The sequence below is a fragment of the Acinetobacter sp. WCHA55 genome, assembly GCF_002165305.2.
In the GTDB taxonomy this organism is placed as follows: Bacteria; Pseudomonadota; Gammaproteobacteria; order Pseudomonadales; family Moraxellaceae; genus Acinetobacter.
In genome coordinates, this window is record NZ_CP032286.1 from 2,993,091 (window position 1) to 3,019,826 (window position 26,736).

Sequence of the window (26,736 nt, forward strand, 5' to 3'; positions counted from 1 at the left end):
ATTTTTTAAGGATCTCTTGTTATAAATAAGTTGGACGCACATTATTTTTGGAGTAGACGCGATGTCGAATATGCAACTGGATACCCTTCGACGTATTGTACAAGAAATCAATGCGTCTACCAGTTTGCATGAATCGCTCGACATTATGGTCAACCATGTGGCAGAAGCCATGCATGTTGACGTGTGCTCCATCTATTTACTCGACGAACGCAATCAACGCTATTTGTTGATGGCATCGAAAGGTTTGAATCCTGATTCAGTCGGCCATGTTTCACTGCATACCAGTGAAGGCTTGGTCGGACTGGTGGGGCAACGTGAAGAAATCGTCAACCTTGACAATGCACCGAAACATGAACGTTTTATGTACTTACCTGAAACCGGTGAGGAAATTTATAACTCGTTCCTTGGTGTACCTGTTATGTACCGTCGGAAAGTCATGGGCGTGCTCGTGGTACAAAACAAAGAGTCGCAAGACTTTAGTGAAGCTGCGGAATCCTTCCTCGTCACGCTCTGTGCTCAGCTTTCTGGGGTCATTGCACATGCGCATGCGGTGGGCAATATCGATGTATTTCGTAAACCCAGCAATTTACCTGCCTACAAAACCTTCCAAGGGGTCCCTGGTTCAGGCGGGATTGCATTGGGTCGTGCCGTTATTCTCTATCCCCCTGCAGATTTGGCCGCTGTCCCTGACCGTGAAGCCGATGATATCAGTGAAGAATTAGCCCTACTGGATCGTGCCCTGACCTCAGTGCGTGATGAAATCAAATCACTTGATGACAAGATGCAAGACGCCCTTATGGCTGAAGAACGTGCCCTGTTTAGCGTGTTCTTACGCATGTTGGATGAAAATGCACTACCAGCGGAAATTAAAGAGCAAATTCGCGAAGGTAACTGGGCACAAGGTGCAGTACGTATCGTCATTGATAACCATATTGATCTGTTTGAACAAATGGAAGATGACTACTTACGTGAACGTGCGGCAGATTTAAAAGATTTAGGTCGACGTATTTTGGCCTATTTGCAAGAAGCGGATTCGAGTCACCGTGAACTTACCGATGAAAGTATTCTGATTGGGGAAGAAATTTCAACCGCAGCTTTGGTTGAACTGCCAGTCGACAAAATTGCAGCCATCGTAACCACCGAAGGCGCCATGAACTCACATATGGTGATTGTGGCGCGCGCACTCGGTATTCCAACCGTGGTCGGTGTGACCGAACTACCGATTAATACCCTTGATGATGTGGAAATGATCGTCGATGCGCACCAAGGACGTGTGTTTATTAATCCACCTCGTCGTTTACGTAGTCGCTATAAAGAAATTCAAAAAGAAGAAGAACAAATAGCCAAAGATTTAAAACAGTATGAAACCAAAGACGCCATCACTCCTGATGGTGTCGCAGTCAAACTGTTTGTCAATACTGGTCTAATGATTGATGTGGTGCGTGGTGTACAACGCGGAGCCAAAGGTGTTGGTCTATATCGCTCCGAAATTCCATTTATGCTCCGTGACCGCTTCCCAGGTGAAGAAGAACAGCGTGCGATCTATCGTCAGCAGTTGAGCCACTTCGCCAACAAACCCGTGGTGATGCGTACACTCGATATTGGCGCCGATAAAGACTTACCTTATTTCTCCATTGAGGAAGAAAACTCCGCACTGGGCTGGCGCGGCATTCGCTTTACGCTCGACCACCCTGAAATTTTTTCTTCACAAATTCGTGCCATGCTCAAAGCCAGTATTGGTCTCAACAACCTACACATTTTACTACCGATGGTGACTAGTGTCAGTGAAGTAGAAGAAGCGCTGTACTTACTGGAGCGTGATTGGGTCGCAGTACAAGAAGAAGAACAGGTCAAAATCACCAAACCAAAAATCGGGATCATGGTCGAAGTACCAAGTGTCTTATTACAGATTGAAGAGTTTGCAGAGTTGGTTGACTTTTTCTCGGTGGGCTCAAACGACTTGACACAATACTTACTGGCCGTTGACCGTAATAATCCACGTGTTGCCAATGTCTATTCACATTTTCACCCCGCGGTTTTACGTGCGCTCACCCGCTTAGTCAAAGAATGTCATAAGTACAACAAACCAGTCAGTATTTGTGGGGAAATGGCGGGCGATCCTTTGTCTGCGATCTTATTGATGGCAATGGGCTTCAATACCCTATCAATGAGTTCAAGCAACATTCTGCGTGTACGCAAAGCCATTTGTCATGTCCCAATGCCAGATGCGGTCGAATTGTTAGAGCGTGCCTTAAAAATGAGCAACCCACTCATTGTGAAAAGTCAGATGGAATATTATTTTAAAACCCATGGTTTGGCCGACATGGTCAAATCAGCAACACGTATCGTGACAGCTTAGAGGCCTTTAAACCCAAAGAAGGCGCATTAAAAAAGGGAGATAATCATCTGAATATCTCCCTTTTTTATGCTTATCATAGCCTCGTTTTGCATTTTTCTTTCGGTCTACAAAGACTTGACTTTGGTTGACTTCATGCATGTGTTTAGCCACGAAGTTGTGAATCACAACTTTTGGCTCAGCTTTCTTCTTTGCCATTTTTTCACCTTGTGGATTCGATCATCTCGCTGATGATGTGGTAGAAATTTTACGCCTTTTAGATCAGATTACAAGCGGTTTTAGCTAGGCGTGTACCCAGCCCATTTGCTATTTTTCAATTCAATTACAGGTCAAAGCATGCTCTATTTTGTATTAACTTCGCTCCATATACTTAAAATATCGTTTAGACATAAAACTGTTCTAACAATAAAATCATCGCAATCAATATCATCAATATCCCTGACACTCGACTGACCACCCTAGCTGCCTGCGGACGTGTGCCCAAAACTTTTTGCGCACTAAATCCCACCAAAAAATAAACAGCCGCACAACTCATAAGGTGAATCCCCGCCAATAAAACAATTTGAGACGTGGGAGACAAAGTCGCTTGCGGGTCGATAAAGGGCGGCAATAAAGCCAAAAATAACAGCAAGACTTTCGGGTTTAAGCCACTCAAGTAAACCCCTCGAATGTACCATGACTTTGAAGATGTAATAGTAACCTGATCACTGCTAATACGCGCAGGATGCATCGAAAGGTTCAACCCCATCCACAGTAAATAAACAGCCCCAACACCCGTAAGCACTTGAAGCAATACGGGCTGACTGGTCACCAATGTGCCTACACCTGCCGCAACAATCAATGCCGCCATCAAATGCCCAGTTAATAAACCAGTTACTGCTGGCAAGACTCTTTTACCCTGTATCCCCGATGAAATAGCATAGGCCCAATCTATGCCTGGGGTCATCACAAACAGGATCGAAACACCCCAAAATGCAATCAAAATATTCAGCGACATCCCTTTCCTCTCTTATCTATCCTCGTTTTTGAGGTTTAACCCAATCAAGAAATGATCTGTATTAAATAATTTCGAAAGGATATCCTTTAGGCTCTAAAATGTGCTTTCAAATATTTGTTTAATAACGCCTAAAAAGGGGAGATTCTTCCACATGGATAAAATTGATAAGAAGATTCTTGCTGAACTGCAAGCCGATGGTCGTTTATCTGTTACAGAACTGGCCCATAAGGTGGGACTTAGCCTTTCCCCTTGTCATCGCAGAGTTAAAGCTTTAGAAGATGCAGGTATTATCAAAGGCTATCGCGCACAGTTAGATATTTCCCAGCTCGGCTTGAATTTCTCCACCATTGTTTTTGTGACGCTCAAAAATGGCGATAAAGATTCGGTGCAGAGTCTTGAAGAAGCGATTCTTAAGGTGCCTCAAATTGTGAAAGCGCAGCGACTTTTTGGTGACCCTGACTACTTGCTACATGTCGTGACCTATGACTTGGAAAGTTATCAAAAACTCTATGATGAGCACTTGTCAGCACTGCCGAATGTACAGCGCCTCATCTCTACCATGGTAATGAAAAACATTATTTCCAATCGTAGCGTCTTGTTCTAAAACAACACGCTCTAAAATTAGCTAAACATCTGCAATCGATCTGTCTTTTTATAGATGACAGCGAAATTTCAAGCAGATCTGTACTGCGGTGAACTAAAAATCTTTGTTACTCCATAATGTTCTGTAAGATCGATAAGCAGCGTCTCAATAAAAAGAACGTGACTAGAACCTGTTTTGAATTTAAATGTAAATCATATTATTTCTCACCATTTATTTGTTTGCTTCCCCCTATAAAAGCGCTAAATTAAGTCTTAATCACATACAAAATAAGAGCATCACCATGCCACTAGAAAAAGACAAAGACGCAACCATTGTGGTCAAAGATACACCAGATCAAGAAAAGTATGAGTTTCTAAAAGAAAAAATTCGCTACAAACAGGCCATGCGAGAGAACTCAAAAAAAATTGACCATCAAAAAGTTCGACTGAATATCCAAGCCGACGCTCTGCCAAGTAAAACCTTTTTTATTATGAATGCACTGGCTGCCGTTATTGCAGGCTATGGCTTACTCTCCAACTCCGCTGCAGTGGTGATTGGCGCCATGCTAGTTGCAATGATGCTCGGACCCATTGCAGGTATTGCCCTCGCTTTAATTGACAATCGTTGGTTATTGTTTAAAACAGCACTATCCACTTTAGTGCTTGGCGTAATTATGATTTATAGCATCGGGGTCATTTTAGGCTTACTCAACTATGACTTACCGATGACCAATGAAATCTTAGCTCGAACCAAACCAACCATTTTAGATTTGATGATTGCTTTAGCTGGTGGTGCAGCAGGTGCATTTGCCTCTGTATCTCCTAGACTTTCCGTAGCAGTAGTGGGTGTGGCCGTTGCGACTGCCTTGGTTCCGCCATTGGTTGCAAGTGGTATTTTATTTGCCCATATGGAGTGGAAAAATTCAGCCAATGCTTTTTTACTTGCCCTAACCAATATTATCGCCATCCAAATCAGTTCATCTTTAGTGCTTTGGATTGCAGGTTTTAGACGAGGATCAACGCAAGAAGTTCAAAGTAATGTCAAAGAATTTCTTAAAAGAAACTTTGTCAGTTTAATTGTACTTGCTCTTTTGGGAATTTATTTATCATTTAACTTCTATGGCATGCTGAATTCGCGTCTATACCAAAGCAGTACTGAAGCGAAAATTGCAGAGGAGTTTAACCATAACAATAATATTATTGATACTGTTCAGTTTGACCCGCGAGAAAGCTTTACACTCATTCGCGTCTCGCTTCGTGGCGATATCCCGCCTAGCCCAATACAAATTGCAGCACTCAATCAGAAGCTGTTACCAGACATGAACGATAACCCAAGTATCGTCCAAGTCCGCTTTATTCCCATTGATATTATTCAGGCTGAAGACAGCCCCAATGTCAAACTCGAACAAGGTGAGGCGCAAAAGCTTTCAGTACAATAACAGGCCTTAAACCGCAAATGCTCTATGCAGTAGTCGTTCTACGTCGGGTTGTTTCATCTCAAGCATACCAACAACCCGACCATGAAATGGACTATAACGGCTTTGAATAAAGCCATCAGCCACATAGTCTGGTGCATGTCGTTTCAGTAGGACTGCTTGAGCCAAAATCACTAAACGGCTGACCAAACTGCGCCCCATAAATTGCAGCTCTTCTGGTGTCTGCTGAAACAAGTGAAGTAGATTTTGTAGCTCTTGCTTTAAATGTTCATCTTGCATAGCCGTGGCAGCCAAATCTTGAAACAGGATTTCAATTGACTCTACATCACGGCTGATGGCCCGTAATACATCCAAGCACATGACATTACCTGAACCTTCCCAAATGGTATTGACTGGCGCTTCTTTAAAAATACGTGCCATGATGCCGTTGTCGACATAGCCATTGCCGCCAAAAACCTCCATCATTTCCCCTGTCAGCTCAACCGCACGTTTACATATCCAGAACTTCGACGCTGGGGTCATAATGCGTTTCCATGCCACAGACAGTGCATCATCCGTTTCATAGCAATGTGCAAGATGGAAACTGAGTTGCATCGCCGCTTCCGTTTCTAAAGCTAAATCTACCAATACGGCTTGCATCAAAGGCTGCTGTGCTAAGTGTTTGCCAAAAGCTTTGCGCTGACGGGTATAAGCAATACATTGCACCAAGGCTTGCCTAAGCATGGCAGTACTGCCCACAGAACAGGTCAGACGGGTGTAATTCGCCATTTCAATAATGGTGGGAATACCACGTCCCGCTTCCCCAATCATAATGCCCCACGCATCTTTAAATTCAACTTCGGAACTGGAGTTGCTACGGTTGCCCACTTTGTCTTTTAAGCGTTGCACATGAATTGGATTCTTGCTGCCATCCTCTAGCCAACGTGGCACAAAGAAACAGGCCAAACCATCTTGTTCCGTCTTTGCCACCACCAAATGCGCATCACACATCGGTGCAGAAAAAAACCATTTATGCCCTGTGAGCAAGTAGGCTTGACCGCGCCCCGACTCTGCGACAGGTACTGCAATGGTTTCATTGGCACGTACATCCGAACCGCCTTGTTTCTCTGTCATGCCCATGCCCAACCAAATTGATTTTTTTTGGCTGATGGGTATATCACGTTCATCGTATTCGGTCGAAAGTAACTTATCGCCGATTTTGGCCCACAGTTCAGGCTCACGTTGAATCAGTGGAATACTGCCTAAGGTCATCGAGTTTGGGCACAAGTTTCCGCATTCCACCTGCCCTGCCAAATAAAAACGCGCGGCCCACTCGATCCATTTTGAGGATGAATTGGGGTGATTAAACGGATGCGCATGGGTATCGAACTGACGATTTAACCCCATCCATTTATGCCATGCAGGGTGAAACTCGATACAGTCTTTACGGCGTCCCCGAGCATCGAAGGCGTGTAAAATAGGTGTATGCCTATTGGCCAGATCGGCATAGTTATAATATTCTGCTGAACCAACGACTTTGCCCAACTCTGTAAGTTTTGCCTGATCCTGACTGCCATAACGAGTGAGAATTTCTTTTAAAACGATATCAGTTTCAAACAGATTGTAATTTTCCAGTTCATCAAACTGATTGCTGATTTGATGGGTCATCCATGCCGTATTCATATCACTTTGCTCTTGTTATGCTGTGCTTTTCATTTCAGTATAGAGAAAAATTGAGTCTGACATGTTCAGCTTTGTGCTATGAAGAATCCTGAGATCCAAGTCCGTCGTAGACCGCGCCAGTCGCGAGCTAAACTCACCCAAGAAGCTTTGCAAGAAAGTTTTGTTCGGCTTTTGCATGAGCGTCATGCGCACGAAATCACCATTCGGGAAATTACCGACGTGGCCGGTGTTGGTTTAGGTACCTTTTATGAGTACTTTTCCAAGAAGGAAGATTTGGTTGCATTGACCATTCACCAGCATGTGAAAACTAATGCAGAGCAACTAAAAAGTTATGCACAAAGCCTGATGAAGTTATCCACAAAATTAACTTTTGAAGACTATTTACAACAAATTATTCACTTTCAGCTCAAACAGATTCAGACTCGACAGTTTCTCTGGGCGCAGACTTTTTTGCTGGAACGACAGGTGTCGAATATTGAAAGCTATCGAAAGAGTTATGAAATGATGGTGCAAATGTGGCGCAGTATCCTTGAGCCTTATGTTGATGATGCAAAGCAACTCCAGCAATTGAGTTTAAATGTACAGCGGATATGTTATGGCTTTGTGTCGCAGACTTTACTGGTCGAGCCTGAATTTGGGGAGTGGGAGGATTTAAATAAAGAGATTATTTTTTTCTTAATGAGCTAACTCCAAGCTAATTTTATTTTAATTCCATATTACTTTAAAATTTTTTATCTATACTTTCTTTTTCAATAGACTTTTTGCGGGCAAAATTTCCATTGTAAGCATTTCTTTGAGGGTATAGTAAGTATGCTTAGAATTGGATTTTTCAGGACGTGGATTTAATGGTAAATCAATAGTTTCATGTTGAGACAGAATATATACTCGCATCTCATCTACTTTTATGCGTCCATCTTTTTCATGTATGACAAAATGATCATTAACATAGCAACGAATACGCTCAATAATAGCTACATCTAAATCAAAATTTTCTAATTCTTGCAATGTATCACTAAGATTTAGGATTATGGTTTCATCAACTTTATATAATTTCTCCATCTGACCACCACCAGATGCACGGAATGCCATAAATAATGCATCTTTATAAGAATAGTCATTACTATTAGGGCATACATAAATATGATGTTTTTTTATTAAATCTATAGTTTTTCCTGCGGGAATTGATAATACTTCCTCTTCATAAAATTTCATACTTTTCTCCCCGTTTATTAAAAAATCTATATATTGTTTTAAAACTATATCTTTATTAAATAGTTTTTTATCTTCTAAACACAAGTTAATTATTTGGTTCCATGAGATATTTAAAATATTTTTATCACGACTTAATTTTATATATTTTGTAAGTAAAACACCTACACATTGATAACCTTTTAAAATATTATCTTTTTCATTCTTCAAATAGTGAATAATCTGAGCATCTATAGCCCTTGCATTATGGTTAGCTGAAATACTTTTAGCTTCTATTAAAATAGCAAGAAATGGTTTATCTTCAACCTTAATCCGAATTAATACATCTGCTCTTTTACCATCTGTTAAAATTCTTTCTGCTTCTACTATAATAGATGAGGCTTTATTTATTTTGGAAATCAATTCTGGCACACTTCTTTTCACAACATACTTAATAAGTTTATCTCTGTACACGACAAAAATAGATAACTCATTGAAATAATGTCACAATAATTGTTTTCTAACGACGAATACTATGACACATCTCAATGAGTTATATCTTATCTTAAACAAATCTCTAAAATGGAACAAGTCACATTTAAAGTGCTTTGCGCTCATCATGCTTGTGATTATTTTAAAGCAAACATGTAATCTTTCTTCTGCATCTAAAGCCTTGCCCATCAAGTGTTTACCACAATCATTTTATCGACGTATGCAGCGCTTCTTTGCAGGTCAGTATTTTGATTATCGTCAAATTTCTCAGTTGATTTTCAATATGTTTTCATTCGACCAAGTGCAACTGACTTTAGATAGAACCAATTGGAAATGGGGAAAACGAAATATTAATATCCTGATGCTCGCAATCGTTTATCGTGGAATAGCGATACCTATCCTTTGGACATTGCTTAATAAACGTGGAAATTCAGATACGAAAGAGCGTATTGCTTTGATTCAACGCTTTATAGCCATTTTTGGTAAAGACCGTATTGTGAATGTGTTCGCAGACAGAGAGTTTATCGGTGAGCAGTGGTTTACATGGTTAATTGAACAAGACATCAACTTCTGCATTCGTGTTAAAAAAACTTCATTGTCACCAATCATTTAGGAAAGAATCATAAAATTAGTGATTTATTTCGCCATCTTAAAGTTGGTCAAATTGAATGTCGTAAACGACGGATTTTGGTTGGTCGGGTGAAACTATATATAAGTGCACTACAGTTAGAAAATGGAGAGCTTTTACTCGTCGTTTCTCCTCAGTTTAATGCCAATGCTATTCAGGATTATGCATTACGCTGGGAAATTGAAACCTTATTCAGTTGTCTCAAAGGACGCGGGTTTAATCTTGAAAATACGCGCTTGACAGACCCTAGACGAGTGAAAAAATTGATTGCGGTGTTAGCTATAAGCTTCTGTTGGTGTTACTTAACGGGTGAATGGCAACATAATCAAAAAAAAGCGATAAAAATAAAGAAGCATGGACGACTCTCAATGAGTTTATTTCGCTATGGTTTAGACTATGTTCAAATGGCGATTCAGCGTTTAATTGGTTTTGGGAAAAAAGAAGAGTTTAAGGAAATTTTGGCAATTTTAAGAAAGCAGAATCCTGATAGGATAAGGGTTCTGTGAAATTTGTCGTGTACAGAGTAAGTTTATTTAAAAAATATTGATTTTTTGCTAGTACATATGCCAAACCTTTTGTTTGTTTAGTTTCTTTATCACCAGAAATTAGATCAAACAATGATGATTCTATTTTAGTTTTATCCTCCGAATTATAGAGCCTAAAATAAGTCTTCATCTTAATACATACATTCCAAAACCTTAACTAAAAGCGTTAATAGAAAAATTATACACATGATTTTCAATAAAATTTTTAATTAACACTTTTAGTATAATAAAAAACCGCCCTTATGGGCAGTTTTTTATTTCAATCAACCTACTTCACATCAAAACGGTCTGCATTCATTACTTTCACCCAAGCGGCAACAAAGTCTTTTACAAACTTCTCTTTATTATCATCTTGCGCATAAACTTCCGCATATGAACGTAAAATCGAGTTCGAACCAAAGACCAAGTCTACACGTGTTGCCGTCCATTTGGTTGCCCCTGTCGCACGCTCCACGATTTCATAACGGTTTTTATCCACAGGTTTCCAGTTGTATTTCATGTCGGTTAAGTTCACAAAGAAATCATTACTCAGTACCCCTACGCGATCTGTCAACACACCTTCTGGTGTACCTGCATAGTTTGTGCCGAGTACACGCATACCACCGACTAGAACCGTCATTTCTGGCGCAGTCAAACCGAGTAATTGTGCACGGTCTAACAACATTTCTTCAGGTTGTACGCTGTAATCTTCTTTGACCCAGTTACGGAAACCATCATGCTTAGGCAATAAGTCTTCAAAAGAATACACATCTGTTTGCTCTTGAGTCGCATCGCCTCGTCCTGCGAGGAACGGAACTTTGATATTCACACCCGCAGCATGCGCCGCTTTTTCAACAGCTGCCGTTCCACCTAGTACAATCAAGTCCGCAATACTGACTTTTTTCGCAAGACCTGCCTGAATTTCTTCAAGTTTCGCCAAAACTTTGGCTAAACGCTCTGGCTCATTACCCACCCAGTCTTTTTGTGGCGCAAGACGGATACGCGCCCCATTGGCGCCACCACGGTAGTCTGAACCACGGAAAGTACGCGCACTGTCCCAAGCAGTATTGATCAATTCAACCGAAGTTAAACCACTATTCAGCAGTTTCGCTTTTGACTCTTCTATTTCAGCTTCAGACAAAACATAATCGACCGATGGAATTGGGTCTTGCCAAATCAGGTCTTCACTCGGAACATCTGCACCTAAGTAGCGGGATTTTGGTCCCATATCACGGTGCGTCAGCTTATACCAAGCACGCGCAAACACTTCTGCCAAATAAGCTGGGTCTTTATAGAACCGCTCTGAGATTTTGCGGTATTCAGGGTCTATTTTTAATGCCATATCAGCATCAGTCATCATTGGGTTACGGCGTACATTTGGGTTATGCGCATCAACAGGTTTGTCTTCTTCTTTGATGTTAATCGGCTCCCATTGTTTCGCACCCGCAGGACTGGTGGTTTTTTCCCATTCATACGTAAACAGCAGATAGAAAAATTCGTTATCCCATTTGGTTGGGTGAGTCGTCCAAGCCCCTTCTAAACCACTGACCATGGTGTTCGCACCATTGCCTGTGCCTTCGGAGTTATGCCAACCAAGACCTTGAAACTCCACGTCAGCGCTTTCGACATCTGCCCCTAAGTTTTCAGCTTTACCATTCCCGTGGGCTTTCCCTACGGTATGACCACCCGCAGTCAATGCCACGGTTTCTTCATCATCCATTCCCATACGGTCAAAAGTGACACGCATGTCTTGTGCAGTCCGTAATGGATCTTGAACACCATCAACCCCTTCTGGATTGACGTAGATTAAGCCCATTTGTACCGCAGCTAATGGATTTTCAAGCGATTTACGGTCTTGGTCATTGGCATAACGATTTGCTGTTGGTGCCAGCCATTGGCGCTCTTCACCCCAGTAAATGTCTTTTTCGGGTGCCCAAATATCTAGACGACCACCACCAAAACCAAAGGTTTTTAGACCTGCCTCTTCATAAGCTACGGTCCCTGCGAGAACGATTAAATCGCCCCATGAAATTTTATTGCCATATTTACGTTTGACTGGCCAGAGTAAGCGACGGCCTTTATCGGTGTTGACGTTATCAGGCCAACTGTTGAGGGGGGCAAAACGTTGGTTACCAGTGTTGGCACCGCCACGTCCATCTTGTTTACGGTAAGAACCCGCCAAGTGCCATGCGGTACGTACAAACATCCCAATGTAGCTACCATAGTCAGATGGCCACCATTCTTGGCTGCTGTTGATGAGTTCACGTAGGTCTTGTTTCACCGCTTCTAGATCTAATGATTTGAATGCAGCTGCATAGTCAAAATCAGGATCCATCGGGTTGGTTTTTTTATCGTGTTGCGACAGGATGTCTAGATTGAGCGCATTGGGCCACCAATCAGAATTATTGGTGCTGGCTAAACTCGTTTGTCCACCGTCTTTCTGGTGAAATGGACAACCTGATGCTTGCATATTCTGTGTCATATCGAGCTCCAAATTTGATCATCAAATTATGATTATCATGAACCGTTTAAAGTAATTATTACTGTTCTAACATAGCCCCTTTTGATGACAATCTAAAGCGAGTTTTACGAATAAAAACAATCGGATTCCTCTATTTAAACATTTAAGAAAGAAAGAATTTTAGCTTTTCAACAAGATAAGATCCGACGAAAAAACAATAGCAGGAAAAGCTTTTTATGCGAGGTTAATGGACATTTTCAATTGAGTTTATCGTTTAAAACTTAGACGATTCCTACCAGCAATCAGTGTGGCTCAGATTGAGTGAAAATCAAACAAGAAAAAAGGCATACTTTCGGTTTTTAGATTTTTTTTGAAAGATATTTTAGTAATGTCATTATGATCTCGGTGATGACTGTTTTTGCCCCAGCCATCACCTGATCTTACACATAAAGCGCCCATTACACGCTTAAACGTCGACCTTCTCTTAAGCAGACAAACGGATTCATCAGCTTCGAACTATTTTTCATCGCCACTTTCAAATCCATCTCAGGTTGCTCACGGCTTTCATCAGTCAGCTGAAAGGTGCGATAGTGAATGGCCATCGAGCATTTGGCATGCAGGTCTTTATGTGCTTGAAAGGCATCTTGCGGATTCATATGCATATAGCGCATGAGCTCACGCGGTTCATACGCCCCTATCGGCAGTAACGCAATTCGCGGTGCGCCAAAACGTTGATGCAGCTCTTTAAAGTGCGGTGAATAACCCGTATCCCCAGCAAAATAAGCATAGTCAGCACCACAGTGAATACTAAACCCGCCCCATAACGCACGGTTTTGGTCGCGTAGTCCACGTCCAGAACCATGCTGTGCTGGGGTATAGACCAGTTTCAAATCATGCAAGCGTGCTGACTGCCACCAATCCATTTCCAACACTTGTAAATGCTTGGGTAAATACCATCCATTGCCCAAACCCGTATAAATGGGCATGGCGAAACGTTCATACAACCAGTTCAGACTGGCAATATCCATATGGTCATAGTGGTTGTGGCTCAGCAGCACCGCATGGATGGTCGGTAAATCTTCCAAGGCAATGCCAGCAGGCATAACACGGCGAGGTCCCCGCCCTTGCTTCGGACTGACATGTTCAGCCCACACAGGATCGGTCAATAAATTATAGGGCCCAATTTGAAGTAATACTGTGGCATGCCCCACAAACCACACCTGCCAATCCTTTAAATCGGCATGGGGCCGATCTTGCGGCAAGCTTTTTTTATCGGCATGAAAGTGTGCATATTCTTGTTCTAAGTCCACATTCCATGTCGATGATTTACGCTTAATCAACCATTTCAGTAAGTCGCCTCGGCTACGGCCCTCAGGTCGACGAACCAAATTGACAAAGCGAGTCCCGTTATAATGGTCGGAGTGTAGGAACTGAAATTCGGGCTGTCGCCATGTATGGGACATGGTATTTTCAGTCGGAATTTGGTAATGGAGTTCAGTTGATTTTGGCTTCATTTAACGTCGTTATCTTTATTGCAATACACCAGTAACAGGACCAGTTTTGAAAACTGACCTCTACCTTAACCTATTCCAAGCGTCCTTGCATTCGCTCTAACCACACTTTTTTTGATTGTGGCTTAACAAAGAGTGCCACAATTTCAGGATGATTTTGTTTAATTTTTGCTTCAATTCGATTGACACAGGCTTCTATCTCATCGGTAGTGAGGTGATCTTCAAACTCCACGCTCAATGAAGCCAAAACCTGTTTGGCACCCATTTGCTCAGTCAGTAAGCCATTGGCCGATAGTACGCCTTCATCGTCTTGGGCAATTTTTAAAATATTTTGCCGTACATGCAAGTCTGCGGTCTCACCGAGCAGCAAACCTTTGGTTTCTCGTGCCAGCAGAAAAGCGGACACCGCCAGAACCAGCCCAATCAGAATAGACGCCACGCCATCCAGTGCAGGCATATTTAAACGATGTGCCAAATAAATACCCAAAAAGGCAATCAGCAGACCAATCAATGCAGCAGAGTCTTCAAACAGAACGGTAAACGTGGTGGGGTCTTTACTGCGACGAAAGGCCTCAAAATAACCTTGCTGACCTTTCGCCTTACGAAACACTTTCAGAGCAACACACCATGAAATACCTTCACTTACAAATGCAAAGCCGAGCACAACATAATTGATGGTCGGGTTTAGAATAGGTTCAGGATGCAAAATGTGCATGATCCCATTGTACATAGACACCAATGCCCCTAAAGCAAAAACCATGAGAGATACAATGAAGGCCCAAAAATACAGTTCTCGCCCGTAGCCAAAAGGATGGTTAAAGTTGGCAGGTTTATTTGACTTCTTCAGTCCATATAACAGTAGAATTTCGTTTAAGGTATCCACAACAGAGTGAATCGCCTCACTCAACATGGCAGAGCTGTTGGTCAGATAAGCCGCAATAAACTTTACCAGCGCAATGGCTAAATTACCCAACAGCGCGGCATAGACCACCAGTTTATTTGGATCTGCCATATCGATTTTTAGCCCATATGTTCAATTAAATTATATTTATGTTTTTATCATATCCAATTTTAGCAAAACGCAATTGTATTTTTATGTAGTGCATCTCCCCTGATTTTCAGGGGATTGGTATGAACTATTTTTAGTATTAAATTAATACCTTTTAGCAATTATTAAAAAAGCTATTTCGTATTAAAAAAGCCTTAAGACTCAATCCAAGATCATTTATTTTCTAAATAATTGAATCATCTTCACGGTATCATTGTTTATCGATTATACTTTATGGCAGTCATGGTAAGACATTTTTTGGATTAGTCAGTGGGTTATTTATATGGAACTTAGACACCTTCGCTATTTCATTACTGTTGCTGAAGAACTGAACTTTAGTAAAGCAGCACTGAAACTTTATACCGCTCAACCCTCATTAAGTCAGCAAATCAAAGACCTTGAAGAGGATGTCGGTGTGCAGTTATTGTATCGAACCAAGCGAAAAGTTGAACTCACGGAAGAAGGCGCTGTTTTCCTTGAACAAGCACGTCTCACTCTAGCTCAGGCAGACAAAGCAGTCGCTATGGCACGCCAAGTGTCACAAGCCAAACAGCAGATGCTCCGCATTGGTTTTGTTCCTGTTGCGGAAATGAAAATCTTTCCTTATGTGCTGCCCAATTTAAGAGTACAAAACCCAGAGTTAAAAATTGAGTTGTTCAGTATGAACAATACTGAGCAACTGCGTTTGCTGAAAAAAGGTGAATTGGACATTAGCTTTACACGAAATAATGTCCATAGTGATGAAATCGAAAGCCAGTTTGTACTGCGTGAACCACTCATTTTCCTGTTGCCACAAGATCATCCTTTGGCCAAATATGAGCGAATTCCTGTTAAAGCGTTAAATGGCATTGATTTTATTATTCCCGCAACTGAGCAGTCACAGACTTTGCACCAGACCATTTTGGAATTTGCCAAAGCTCACAATATTGAACTTAACATTGTGCAAAAAGCAGACAACATCCTATTCAATATCAACTCGATTGGCTTGGGGCTTGGCTGTACAATTTTACCTAGTTACATTGCACCACTTAGCATGAATAACACGGTAATTCGTCCACTTGAGGTTGAGCTGCCGTATTTGGATCTATATGCGAACTACCGTAAAAATAACAGTTCACTGGCTGTGACTAGATTTTTAGAATTACTGACTCGGGTATTTTATTTGGATATTAACCGCGAATAAATCCGCAGTGAGTCCCAATGATGTATCCCATTCGGCGCGCTACTATTTTCTGAATAAATAGCCACGCGCCTTGATCATAAACCATTCCTCTGCATAAAAAGTAGATTTCCACCCTTTTTTTAGCGATGTCGATGACATCTCGCTTTTTCATTTTGCATTCTGTTTAAGCTAGGATAGGCTAATAAAAACTAGCTCTTGTCAGGTTCCCCACAACTGAAGTCAGAACACAGACTGGTACTGAAGTAGATCTTGTGACTTTAGCTGCACGAAAAAATAATAAAATAGAGAAGGAGAAAATTATGCCGATACCCACTTTGCAGCGTTTAAAAACAGCAATGAAATTTCGCCCCTTCTTTTTCATTAGTTTTTTGCTGACTGCTGTTTTTTATACGCTGCTGAATACATTTACCGACTGGTCTTGGTCGACTAATTTATTGATCAGTTGGAACATTGCTGTCTCAAGTTATTTAGTTAAAACCATGACCACCCTGTGGTCTGTTGACCATCAGCACATTCTGCAACATGCACAACAGCAAGATGCCAGTAAATGGATCATTCTACTGTTGGTCATCCTGACTTTGCTCATGTGCTTAATTGCGATTGTATTGGAATTGACTCACCTCCCAGATGACCCAACCATCAAATATGGGCATTTGGCTCTGTCCTTACTCACCATTATTAGTGCATGGTTCTTTATGCATACCGTGTTTGCCATTCATTATGCGCATGATTATTATCTGGCCCTCGCAGACCAACAAGATGCAGGCTTAGACTTTCCCAAAACGGCTCAACCAACCTATCCCGACTTTTTATATTTTAGTTATGTGATTGGCACTTCCGCACAAACCGCGGATGTTTCCATTACCTCGCGTTCGATGCGTATTCTCAATATTCTGCACATTATTTTAGCTTATGGTTTTAACACCTCTATTCTCGCCATTAGCATCAATGTCGCGGCGGGTTTTATCACGCTTTAAACGTCTTATTTTTTTCATTTCTTGGTCATCCTCTCAAATGACAACCATTCAATATAAAAACGATGACTGAAGTCCTTTCGACAAAAAAAGCTCCCAATGAAAGAGCTTTTCCAAATCATAAACCCAACAATTAAATCAACCGTTCATCAGCCTTAAAACATACTGAAGACAAAAGCGTTGAAGATGATCGCCCACAACAGTCAGGCTCACTCTAGCCACCTTCCACAGGCTATATATTTAGACGACTCAAGTTAAATCACTTGTTTAAGGTCAACATATTGCAATAACTGCTGCTGCAAGCTCGGCACATCATCCGCGATGGCTAAAGGTTGATATTGTCTGAGCGTTTCAGGAGTATGCACCCCATAACTTACCCCGATTCTTGGCATGGCAATATTACGTGCCATTTCTAGGTCATAACTGGTATCACCGACCATAATCGCGCGTTCCGCAGACACACCCGTTTCAGCTAAAATTTCTTCCAACATCAAAGGATGCGGTTTAGATTTAGTTTCACTGGCAGCACGCGTTGTCACAAATAGTGCTTGGCTCTGTGTTTGTGCTAATACTCGATCTAACCCTTTACGACTTTTACCTGTCGCCACAGCCAACTGCAAACCCGCTTCACGTAATTCATTCAACATATCGGCCACGCCGTCGAACCAGACATCACCTTTCGAGTTCGCCACATAATGCTCGGCATAGCATTGCAAAATCTCAGTATGTAGCTCAGGCACTTGAGGAAATAATCGCTGCGCGACTTCTGGCAAACCTAAACCAATAATACTTTTTGCTGCATCAGCAGTTAAAGGTTGTGCAAATTGCTGCGCGGCAAACAGTAAACTCGCCACAATTTGCCCCACTGAATCAAATAAAGTCCCATCCCAATCAAAGATAATCAGTTCTACAGGTTTGTTCATGCTGGGGTTCCAATATTTACTTTTATACAAACAATTTACACAATGCATTTGCGACACGATGGCGGCAAGGATGTCGCCGTTGAGCTGACTTTCACTTCGCTTTAAAGCAATGCTTCAACTACGTTCAGGCTGTTCCATCAGCTCAACAAAAGATTTTCGCTACCCTTCATTTTTGAAAAGTAACGATGACCAATACAACATCATTTTAAATTAATCACAACCAGCAAAAGCCATGTATTCATCACCGCCCCTAAAATGAATGGGAAGAGGTTTAATCCTTCTTCTGCGCTCTTAACTGCGCCACAATACTCTGCATATCTTCAGGCAAAGGTGCTTCAATCGGCGCGTAACCAGGGATGTCTAAACGCATTGCATGCAGACATAAACGACGCGGCTTCGGTCCCTTATATTCTGTTTCATGACCATACTTATCATCCCCAACCAATGGATGACCGATGCTTAAACCATGCACACGAATTTGATGGGTACGCCCTGAAAGTGGCGATGCATAGACTAAGGTTGCATGCATAAAGCGCTCAGCCACATTCCACTGCGTTTTAGACTCTTTACCTTCACTCGACACACGCACACGACGCTCACCATTGGCCAGTTCATAACGGTGCAAAGGCGCATCAATTAACTGCTTGTCTAAACTCACCACACCTTTGACGACAGCGGCGTAAGTTTTCTTAATTTTGTGTTCACGTAGCATGTCCTGTAAGCTTTTTAATACACTACGCTTTTTAGAAATCATCACCAAACCGGAGGTATCACGGTCAATACGATGAATCAGTTCTAAATATTTTTTACCTGTTGCCGCACGTAAGCCTTCAATCAGACCATAAGCCACACCACTGCCACCATGTACAGCAATGCCTGATGGCTTGTTGACGACCATCAAGCCCTCATCTTCATACACCACACGGCTGAGTAAACCCTGTGCGACTTTGTCAGAAACAGGTGCCGCATTTTCATCTTTTTGTTCATAGCGAATCGGGGCCACACGAATCTGGTCACCAATAGACAGCTTAGTTTCTGCTTTTATACGCTTTTTATTCACGCGAACCTGACCTTCACGAATCAGGCGATAAATACGACTTTTAGGCACACCTTTTAAACGGCTAAATAAAAAGTTATCAATCCGTTGCCCTGCTTGATGCTCGTCCACTTCAAACCACGTCACGTTTTGCCATTGTTGGGTAGAATTCATACAGTTACTGCGACCTAAAAAATACGGAATTTGAATAAAAAATGACCATTTAGGCTATGCTTTACACAAGAAAGACTAGCTTAGCCCATAGGCAGATGGTACAAGGTTTGATATAGTCAGCGCACGGATACCACCATAAGTGAGTCAAAAGCTTAATCATTTCAATTTTAAATTGAATAGTTAAGAAAATAACTCAACTCAGCTTGGAACGGTCCCAAAAGAATTATGCCGACGCCGAAGGCTTATTATATCGGCAAAACAGCAAACTGTTAGGTTTAATTGTGCATCTGCACATAAATCAGTTTGCCCCAAAAAAATATGTGACCAACGAAGGTTGGTTTTTAAACGTAAACTGATATACATCAGATTAGTCGCTCCCTGATGTCGTATTCAGGCCACAGCGTTGATGCATATGGATCTGTTCAGTTGTAAAGGTACGATGATAATTCCGTATCAAGACACCCTATCCAAAAAGAAGGGTTGCTCTTCGAGCAAATGTGACAGTGAAAGTTACTTACATCCAATGCACCGCTTGTCCGCCAGTGAAACGCGCAGGAGACTTTAATCGTTTAAAGATTGAAGCCGTATTGCCATCATCAATATGTGAATCAAAACCGAAGCCGATCAAAAAGGCAGGTAATAAAACTCAGACCACAATCGGTTTATTTGAGATCTGAGCAAAATTGGTCCGTGATGTTTGATGTTCGCTACGTGTTTAGCGATAGTTTGCTGTGTATCACTATTAGGTGTTACACCCATGAAACGTATGTTGATTAATGCAACACATGCAGAAGAGATTCGCGTTGCACTTGTCACTGGGCAGCGTCTTTACGATTTTGACTTAGAGAATCGTACCCGTGAACAAAAAAAATCCAATATCTATAAAGGTCACGTGACTCGCGTTGAGCCTTCTTTAGAAGCCGTCTTTGTTGAATATGGTGCGGGACGTCAAGGCTTCTTGTCTATGCGCGAAATCGCAAATTCATATTACCAAGCAGACCCACGCCAAACTTCAAACATTCGCGAATTGATTACTGAAGGCACAGAGCTTTTGGTGCAAGTTGAAAAAGAAGAACGTGGTAACAAAGGCGCTGCTCTTTCTACCTTCATTTCTTTAGCTGGTCGCTATTTGGTACTTATGCCAAATAACCCGAAAGGTGGTGGTATTAGCCGTCAAATTTCAGGTTCTGTGCGTGAAGAATTGAAAGAAATGTTGGCGTCGTTAAATGTACCTCGTGGCATGAGCGTGATTGTACGTACTGCGGGTATTGGCCGTTCTCAAGAAGAATTACAACTGGACCTACAGCACTTACTTGATCTTTGGGCTCAAATCCAAAACACAGCAAGTTCTGGTCCATCACCCATGTTGGTTCACCAAGAAGCAGGCGTGGTGACGCGTGCGATTCGTGATTATTTACGTGATGATGTTGCTGAAATCTTAATTGATTCAGAGCAAGCCTATAACGAAGCCTATAACTTCGTAAAAGCAGTCATGCCTCGTCAAATCGATAAGCTAAAAACCTATACGCTAAATGAACCATTATTTGCTCATTTTGGGATCGAAAGCCAAATTCAAACAGCTTATGAACGTGAAGTGAAATTACCTTCAGGCGGTTCAATCGTTATTGATCAAACCGAAGCCTTAGTGTCTATCGACATTAACTCTGCAAAATCAACTCGTGGTAGTGACGTTGAAGATACAGCGCTCAACACCAACCTTGAAGCAGCAGAAGAAATTGCACGTCAACTGCGTTTACGTGACATTGGTGGTTTGGTCGTGATCGATTTTATCGACATGACCAAAGACCGCAACCAACGTATGGTTGAGGCGAAACTCCGCGAAGCAACACAAAGCGACCGTGCCCGTATCCAATTCGGTCAATTGTCTCGTTTTGGCTTGATGGAAATGAGCCGTCAACGTCTACGCCCTTCGCTTGAAGAAGCAACAGGTTATGTCTGCCCACGCTGTCATGGCACAGGTATGGTTCGTGACTTACGCTCTTTATCGCTTTCAATTATGCGTAAAGTCGAAGAAATTGCGCTGCGTGAACGTCATGGTGAAGTTCAAGTACAGGTTCCTGTTGAAATTGCAGCATTCTTATTGAATGAAAAGCGTCACACGTTGGTTTACCTCGAACAAACCTCAGGTGTTCGTGTGACTGTGCTTCCACACCCACACTTAGAAACCCCGCATTACGAAATTTCGTATAACCCTGAAGGCTTTGCACCAACCAGCTATGAACGCACAGAAGCAACACGTTCAAGCGAAAAAGAGTTGGGTTACGAGTCATCAGAATGGCATTTAGATGGTGCAGATCATGTGCATCAACATGCCACTCCTGCGCCAACACAACAAGAAAAAGGCAATAAAAAACCACGTAACAACGCACCACAACAACAAGTCGCTCAACAAACCCCTGCTCAGGCTGCACCTTCAAGCAGCCCATGTGCATGGTTAGAGAACTTGTTTGTGCAAAAACAAGCTGCGACTGTTGATCAATCACGTTCTGCAAATAATGCTGCTGCTGCCATTGAGCAAATGGTGAATGGTGGTGCAGTGAGCCGTGGTCAGTTTGGTCAAGTTAGCACACCTGTTGCGGCATCTGTTGCGCCAAGTAACAATGTCTACATGAGCTCTGCACCTATTCATGCAAAATCTGAACACCGTGAAGATAAGCATGTAGAGAAAGAAGAACGTGGCACACGTCACAACAAAAAGCGCCCTAATAAGCACAAAGAGTCGCGTGAGCAAAATGCGCAACATGACAACCAAGTTCATGAAGAAATTGTGCAGGTCTCTCGTCAAGATCAACAGCGCCAAGACCGTTATGAACAACGTTCTGAACGGAATGAACAACAACGCCAAGACCGTCATGAACAACGTTCTGAGCGTAGTGAACAACAACGTCCAGAGCGTAATGAGCAGCAACGTCAAGAACCGCGTGAAAACAAGCGTTCATCACGTCGCCAACACGGCGAGCAGCAACAAAACAATGATGTTCAAAACGAACAACAAAATGCAATGCCACGTCGTGACCGCCGTAACCAGCCTCGTCCAGAACGCCCTAATCGCCACCGCGACCCAAGTGTACTAAATGAGCAAACGACTGAAGCAGCGCCAGCTGTGGTTCAAGAACCTCAAGTTAAAGTTGAGCTGATTGAAGCACCGCGTCAAGAAATGATCACAACGGCTCATGTAGTCAATGTCGATCAAGCGCAAAGTGAAATCGTGGCATTAACTCCACCTGCACACGCTGCAACCGAAACCAAGCCTCAGCAAGCGGCTATTGCGAAAGCAGAAGTTGAAGTAAAAGCTGAGAAAGTGGTACAGCAGAAAGCAACCGAAGTTGTAGCAGCACCTACTGAACAACACACAGAGCAAAAACCACGTGAAAGCGTAAAACGTGCCAGCAATGACCCACGTCAACGCCGTCGCCAACAACGCGCTGCGCACACACAGCAAACTGAAACACCTAAACTCACACCTTCACAGGTGCCAACTTTAGGTCAGTACACCATCAGTAGCTTGATTCGCCATGTCTATGGTGAAGACTGTTCCGTACTAATTGAGCAGTTTGGTTTAATTCCAACCTTCAACCGTGCCCTTCAGAAATTTACTGAAGAGTATGCGGCAACGTTAAGCAAAACTGTGACAACGCCTGCTGTTGAGGTAGAGAAAAAACCTGTCACCCGTGATGTTGCAATCACAAAAGCACAGCCTGAAGCAGAGCCAGTTCCAGTATTGGACCTGACACCGCCTGCACCTGTGTCTGAACAACGTGTTGCAAATGACCCGCGTGAGCGTCGTCGTCTAGCTAAACTTGCTGCTGAACAAGCCAAACAAGCACGTGAAACAGCACCTGTTGCTGAATCATCAGCGCCTGAAACAGCGGTTGTTGCAGAAACGCCTGCTGCTGAAGTAACACCTGCTGTAACTTCACAGGAAAGCAAACCTGTTGTTGAAACAGAAAGCGAAGCACCTGTTGCAGTTGAAAGCAGTGAAGTGAAAAGCTCGACAGATGTAGCTGCGGTTGAAGAAAAGGAAGTCGTCGTTGCACCAGTTCAAGCCAAAGCGCCTAGAGCGTCAAAGCAAACTGAAAAAGCAGAAGCGACTGAAACTGTAGCAGAAACAGCTACGGACGAGTCAGATAAATCAGACTCGGACAAGCCCGTTCGCCCACGTCGCCCACGTGGTCGTCCACCGAAAAAAGCGAGCCCGACTGAGTCGTAATTCGCCCTAGAGTTGTAAATTTTAAAAACCTAGTCATTTCGGTGGCTAGGTTTTTTTGTTATTTTCGTCAGATTAGGTTGATTGCACTAGACCGAAACGATTAAAAGAACAAGTGTAGAAACTGAGCACTATTCAAACGCATTGGATTGCATAAAATAATTAGGATTCATATGAGCCAACACCCATCACATGACCTCATTGGTATTACCGACGTTGCAGCAAAACTTCCTCAATTCATCAGTAAAGTACCCAACTTACTCAGTGGATTAAAACAAGCATATTTACGTACACCAAATACCCCCGCAGGTCTCGGGATTGCTTTTGAAAAAGCAGTGAAGCGCAACCCTCATGGTATGGCCCTGCTATTTGAAGATCAAAAATTTAGCTACCAAGCCCTCAATGAATGGGCAAACCAAATCGGGCACTATTTGTTATCCATCGGGGCAAAAAAGGGTGATGTCATCACCGTGATGATTGAAAACCGTCCTGAATTGGTTGCAACCGTGATTGCACTTGCCAAAATTGGCGTTACTGCGGCTTTAGTCAACACCTCTCAAGTCGGTAAAGTGCTAGCACATAGTATTAATCTGGTCAAACCCATTGCAGTAATCGTGGGTGAAGAATGCCGTGCCGCAGTTGATGAAATCCGTCATGATTTAAATCTCTCTACGGATCGTTTCTATTGGTTTGCCGACCAAGAAACCCAAAAAGATGTAGGCCTTGCGCCAAAAGGTTTCAGTAATCTTGCTGAAAAAATTGATGCCTTTGCCAAGTTTAATACCCCAACCACACACAGTGTGCTTGGTAAAGATGGCTTGTTTTATATTTATACCTCAGGCACAACGGGTCTACCCAAAGCTGTTATTTTCACACATAGCCGTTGGACCTTGGCTTATGGAACCTACGGGCACGTGCTCAACCTCGGCAAAGATGATGTGATGTATGTCACCCTACCGCTGTACCATGCAACAGGCATTGTAGTGTGTTGGTGTGGTGTGATTGCAGGTGCAGGTACTTTGGCTTTGCGCCGTAAATACTCCACTTCTGCTTTTTGGAAAGATGTACAAAAGTTTGATGCCTCTGCCATTGGCTATGTTGGTGAGTTATGTCGCTACCTTATGGATGCACCACCTTCAGCGTTAGAAAAAGGTCACCGTGTCACCAAAATGATCGGCAATGGCATGCGTCCAAATATTTGGGACAAATTCAAACAGCGGTTCGCTATTGAAGAAATTTTAGAGCTTTATGCGTCGAGTGAGGGCAATGTCGGTTTTAGCAATGTATTCAACTTTGACAATACCGTCGGCTTTTCACCTACACCTTATGCCATTATCCAGTTTGATAAAGAAAAAAATGCGCCTGTTTATGATGCCAAAGGTGGCTGCATAAAGGTCAAAAAGGGCGAAGTTGGTTTATTGATTGGTAAAATTACTCGTCGTTCCCCTTTTGATGGCTATACAGACCCTGAAAAAAATAAATCGGTGATTCTTAAAGATGTATTCAAATCTGGTGATGCTTACTTCAACACAGGCGACTTAGTCCGCGATATTGGTTTCCGTCATGCCCAATTCGTCGATCGCTTAGGCGATACCTTCCGCTGGAAAGGCGAAAATGTATCCACGACTGAAGTTGAAAATATGGTCAGTGAATATGAAAAAATCACCGAAGCTGTGGTATATGGTGTTGAAATACCGAACACCAACGGTCGTGCGGGGATGGCTGCGATTACACTGGCAGACGGTGCTGAACTGAATGAACAGGATTTAGCCCAAATGCTCGTGAGCTTTAAAAAATGCCTGCCTGCCTATGCAGTACCCGTCTTCTTACGCGTACAAAAGCAAGTTGAAACTACAGGAACGTTTAAATACCAAAAGAATAAGCTCAAAGAACAAGCCTTTGACCCGAGAAAAACGGATGAACGTTTGCTGGTTCTGTTACCCAACAGCAGTGCCTATGTAGATTTAACGCAACAAGTCTTTGATAACATTCAAGCCTATCAATATCGCTTCTAAACTCGAATTGCTTGTTTTTTAGCTACCCAATCGCAAATTTGTTGTATTTATAATCAAACATTAACAAGTTTGCGATTTTTTACTTGCGCTCGATGCATATCTTGCTACAATACGCTCCATCAAATGATATGGGTCGTTAGCTCAGCTGGTAGAGCAGCGGACTTTTAATCCGTTGGTCCCGCGTTCGAATCGCGGACGACCCACCATTCCTTTGATGCCCTTGATGGGTCGTTAGCTCAGCTGGTAGAGCAGCGGACTTTTAATCCGTTGGTCCCGCGTTCGAATCGCGGACGACCCACCATCTTTCTTGTAAAATCCAATTTTACAAACCTGTTCAGGTTCGAATGCTTTAAAAAATTCTTTTTTAAACTTTCAGTGAATACTCTTTCACACACCTCGCTCAGGGTCGTTAGCTCAGCTGGTAGAGCAGCGGACTTTTAATCCGTTGGTCCCGCGTTCGAATCGCGGACGACCCACCATTTATTTAAATCCTCTTTAATTGCATTGATATGACATTTATTTAGCAACACGCTCTTTAAGTCATGAAATTCGCACGCTGTTCATTTCTTCACTATTTTTATTCTTTAGTCTTATTCTGTGGCTTTGTCTAGTTCCATATAAACTACGAATTAGGCTCACGCTTTAAGGTATATGCACGCTCTAATTTCGGAAAACCTCGCGCATACAATTTTTGGTTTGTGACATCTAGATTATTACTTTTATCCAAATCCATTTGCAGCGTTTGCGAATCTACTACGCGATAATAAAAATTAATCCCCTCTTTACGATGTACGATCAGTTCTGTTCGCTCTTTATTCATGGTCCATGTATCTCGGCGATAACTTAAGTTTGACAGTCCAGGACGCTGTTTTTCCGAAAATACCTTACCTAAGCGCACAATGCTGCGATGCACCGTACCATCGGGTAAAAAATTGAGAATAAAATCAGCTTTCCCTGTATCACAAGGGAAAAAATAACCATCACATTGAATTTGTGTACGATAGCGCCCGATGAACTGCTGTTCACGAATATCCAGCGTACGAGGTGCATACTCTGAATCATCTTGCATGGTTGCCCGCCCTGCCACCTCAGTCAGTTTCTTCCCCGACTCAGACGAAACATCCGCGTCCTCTACCGTGCTATTTTCATGTTGTTGTGATGCCTCCGAAAGCCCACCATCACAGCCAGCTAACGATACACCAATTAGCCACACTGCCCCTTGCAGTAATGCGCCAATCAAACCCTGATGCTTTCGTTTCAACTTCATTCCACACTCACTTCCTGCACGTGATTAATGTCCATAACCATCACGAATTTC

19 protein-coding genes and 3 tRNA genes are annotated in these 26,736 nt (G+C 42.5%); 12 read left to right on the forward strand and 10 right to left on the reverse strand.

What is annotated here, in order from left to right:
* The first annotated feature begins 61 nt into the window (after nucleotides 1-61).
* Nucleotides 62-2,359: a phosphoenolpyruvate--protein phosphotransferase gene (ptsP, locus tag CDG62_RS17195; protein ID WP_087527687.1), complete on the forward strand. Its 2,298-nt coding sequence runs from the start codon at nucleotides 62-64 to the stop codon at nucleotides 2,357-2,359.
* Between the two features lie 6 nt (nucleotides 2,360-2,365).
* Here ptsP and CDG62_RS17200 read toward each other — a convergent pair whose 3' ends face one another.
* Both CDG62_RS17200 and CDG62_RS17205 read right to left on the reverse strand, forming a co-directional pair.
* Nucleotides 2,366-2,554, reverse strand: coding sequence for a hypothetical protein (locus tag CDG62_RS17200; RefSeq protein ID WP_087527688.1), 189 nt, complete (start codon nucleotides 2,552-2,554; stop codon nucleotides 2,366-2,368).
* Nucleotides 2,555-2,738: 184 nt separating this feature from the next.
* Entirely contained in the window at nucleotides 2,739-3,353 is a 615-nt protein-coding gene (locus CDG62_RS17205; RefSeq protein WP_087527689.1) for a LysE family translocator, read from the reverse strand.
* A 151-nt stretch (nucleotides 3,354-3,504) separates the two neighbouring features.
* Here CDG62_RS17205 and CDG62_RS17210 point away from each other — a divergent pair, with 151 nt between their 5' ends.
* Together CDG62_RS17210 and CDG62_RS17215 are read left to right on the forward strand one after the other, a co-directional pair.
* Entirely contained in the window at nucleotides 3,505-3,957 is a 453-nt protein-coding gene (locus CDG62_RS17210) for an Lrp/AsnC family transcriptional regulator (protein WP_010325833.1), read from the forward strand.
* A gap of 280 nt (nucleotides 3,958-4,237) precedes the next feature.
* Nucleotides 4,238-5,374 (forward strand): DUF389 domain-containing protein, encoded by a 1,137-nt coding sequence (locus CDG62_RS17215; protein WP_087527690.1) that lies wholly within the window; start codon nucleotides 4,238-4,240, stop codon nucleotides 5,372-5,374.
* A 6-nt stretch (nucleotides 5,375-5,380) separates the two neighbouring features.
* On the opposite strand, the gene CDG62_RS17220 is transcribed toward CDG62_RS17215, so the two are convergent.
* Nucleotides 5,381-7,033: an acyl-CoA dehydrogenase family protein gene (locus tag CDG62_RS17220; RefSeq protein ID WP_087527691.1), complete on the reverse strand. Its 1,653-nt coding sequence runs from the start codon at nucleotides 7,031-7,033 to the stop codon at nucleotides 5,381-5,383.
* Nucleotides 7,034-7,111: 78 nt separating this feature from the next.
* Between CDG62_RS17220 and CDG62_RS17225 the strand changes: the two genes are divergently transcribed.
* Nucleotides 7,112-7,720, forward strand: a complete 609-nt coding sequence (locus CDG62_RS17225) for a TetR/AcrR family transcriptional regulator (protein WP_087527692.1) — start codon at nucleotides 7,112-7,114, stop codon at nucleotides 7,718-7,720.
* 48 nt (nucleotides 7,721-7,768) lie between these two features.
* Here CDG62_RS17225 and CDG62_RS17230 read toward each other — a convergent pair whose 3' ends face one another.
* On the reverse strand, nucleotides 7,769-8,653 hold the full coding sequence (locus tag CDG62_RS17230; RefSeq protein ID WP_162904044.1) for a hypothetical protein: 885 nt from the start codon (nucleotides 8,651-8,653) through the stop codon (nucleotides 7,769-7,771).
* A gap of 103 nt (nucleotides 8,654-8,756) precedes the next feature.
* Here CDG62_RS17230 and CDG62_RS17235 point away from each other — a divergent pair.
* Nucleotides 8,757-9,847 (forward strand): IS4-like element ISAba1 family transposase gene (locus CDG62_RS17235; protein ID WP_085940648.1). Its coding sequence is split into 2 segments (ribosomal slippage): nucleotides 8,757-9,297 and nucleotides 9,297-9,847, totalling 1,092 coding nucleotides; the frame shifts between segments, so codons are not numbered across the junction.
* Nucleotides 9,848-10,154: 307 nt separating this feature from the next.
* Here CDG62_RS17235 and katG read toward each other — a convergent pair.
* From katG to CDG62_RS17250, 3 genes are all read right to left on the reverse strand, one after another.
* Complete coding sequence (gene katG / locus CDG62_RS17240) at nucleotides 10,155-12,347, reverse strand: catalase/peroxidase HPI (protein ID WP_087526988.1); 2,193 nt, start codon at nucleotides 12,345-12,347, stop codon at nucleotides 10,155-10,157.
* A 437-nt stretch (nucleotides 12,348-12,784) separates the two neighbouring features.
* Nucleotides 12,785-13,840: an MBL fold metallo-hydrolase gene (locus tag CDG62_RS17245; protein ID WP_087526989.1), complete on the reverse strand. Its 1,056-nt coding sequence runs from the start codon at nucleotides 13,838-13,840 to the stop codon at nucleotides 12,785-12,787.
* Nucleotides 13,841-13,910: 70 nt separating this feature from the next.
* Nucleotides 13,911-14,849 carry a cation diffusion facilitator family transporter gene (locus CDG62_RS17250; RefSeq protein WP_087526990.1) on the reverse strand — a complete coding sequence of 313 codons (939 nt, stop codon included), beginning with the start codon at nucleotides 14,847-14,849 and terminating at the stop codon, nucleotides 13,911-13,913.
* Nucleotides 14,850-15,168: 319 nt separating this feature from the next.
* On the opposite strand from CDG62_RS17250, the gene hcaR reads away from it, so the two are divergent.
* Complete coding sequence (hcaR, locus tag CDG62_RS17255) at nucleotides 15,169-16,068, forward strand: DNA-binding transcriptional regulator HcaR (protein WP_087526991.1); 900 nt, start codon at nucleotides 15,169-15,171, stop codon at nucleotides 16,066-16,068.
* Nucleotides 16,069-16,367: 299 nt separating this feature from the next.
* Complete coding sequence (locus CDG62_RS17260) at nucleotides 16,368-17,045, forward strand: DUF1345 domain-containing protein (RefSeq protein WP_087526992.1); 678 nt, start codon at nucleotides 16,368-16,370, stop codon at nucleotides 17,043-17,045.
* A gap of 251 nt (nucleotides 17,046-17,296) precedes the next feature.
* Here CDG62_RS17260 and CDG62_RS17265 read toward each other — a convergent pair whose 3' ends face one another.
* Nucleotides 17,297-17,965 (reverse strand): HAD-IIIA family hydrolase, encoded by a 669-nt coding sequence (locus tag CDG62_RS17265; protein ID WP_087526993.1) that lies wholly within the window; start codon nucleotides 17,963-17,965, stop codon nucleotides 17,297-17,299.
* Nucleotides 17,966-18,236: 271 nt separating this feature from the next.
* Nucleotides 18,237-19,175: an RluA family pseudouridine synthase gene (locus CDG62_RS17270; RefSeq protein ID WP_087526994.1), complete on the reverse strand. Its 939-nt coding sequence runs from the start codon at nucleotides 19,173-19,175 to the stop codon at nucleotides 18,237-18,239.
* Nucleotides 19,176-19,932: 757 nt separating this feature from the next.
* On the opposite strand from CDG62_RS17270, the gene CDG62_RS17280 reads away from it, so the two are divergent.
* The 5 genes from CDG62_RS17280 (at nucleotide 19,933) to CDG62_RS17300 (ending at nucleotide 25,897) form a co-directional block, all read left to right on the forward strand.
* Complete coding sequence (locus tag CDG62_RS17280) at nucleotides 19,933-23,406, forward strand: Rne/Rng family ribonuclease (RefSeq protein WP_087526995.1); 3,474 nt, start codon at nucleotides 19,933-19,935, stop codon at nucleotides 23,404-23,406.
* A 170-nt stretch (nucleotides 23,407-23,576) separates the two neighbouring features.
* Nucleotides 23,577-25,418, forward strand: coding sequence for a long-chain-acyl-CoA synthetase (locus tag CDG62_RS17285; protein ID WP_087526996.1), 1,842 nt, complete (start codon nucleotides 23,577-23,579; stop codon nucleotides 25,416-25,418).
* A 130-nt stretch (nucleotides 25,419-25,548) separates the two neighbouring features.
* Nucleotides 25,549-25,624, forward strand: a tRNA-Lys gene (locus tag CDG62_RS17290).
* Nucleotides 25,625-25,643: 19 nt separating this feature from the next.
* Nucleotides 25,644-25,719 (forward strand) — tRNA-Lys (locus CDG62_RS17295).
* 102 nt (nucleotides 25,720-25,821) lie between these two features.
* Nucleotides 25,822-25,897, forward strand: a tRNA-Lys gene (locus CDG62_RS17300).
* A 143-nt stretch (nucleotides 25,898-26,040) separates the two neighbouring features.
* Here CDG62_RS17300 and CDG62_RS17305 read toward each other — a convergent pair.
* On the reverse strand, nucleotides 26,041-26,685 hold the full coding sequence (locus CDG62_RS17305) for a hypothetical protein (protein ID WP_087526997.1): 645 nt from the start codon (nucleotides 26,683-26,685) through the stop codon (nucleotides 26,041-26,043).
* Nucleotides 26,686-26,736: the final 51 nt, after the last annotated feature.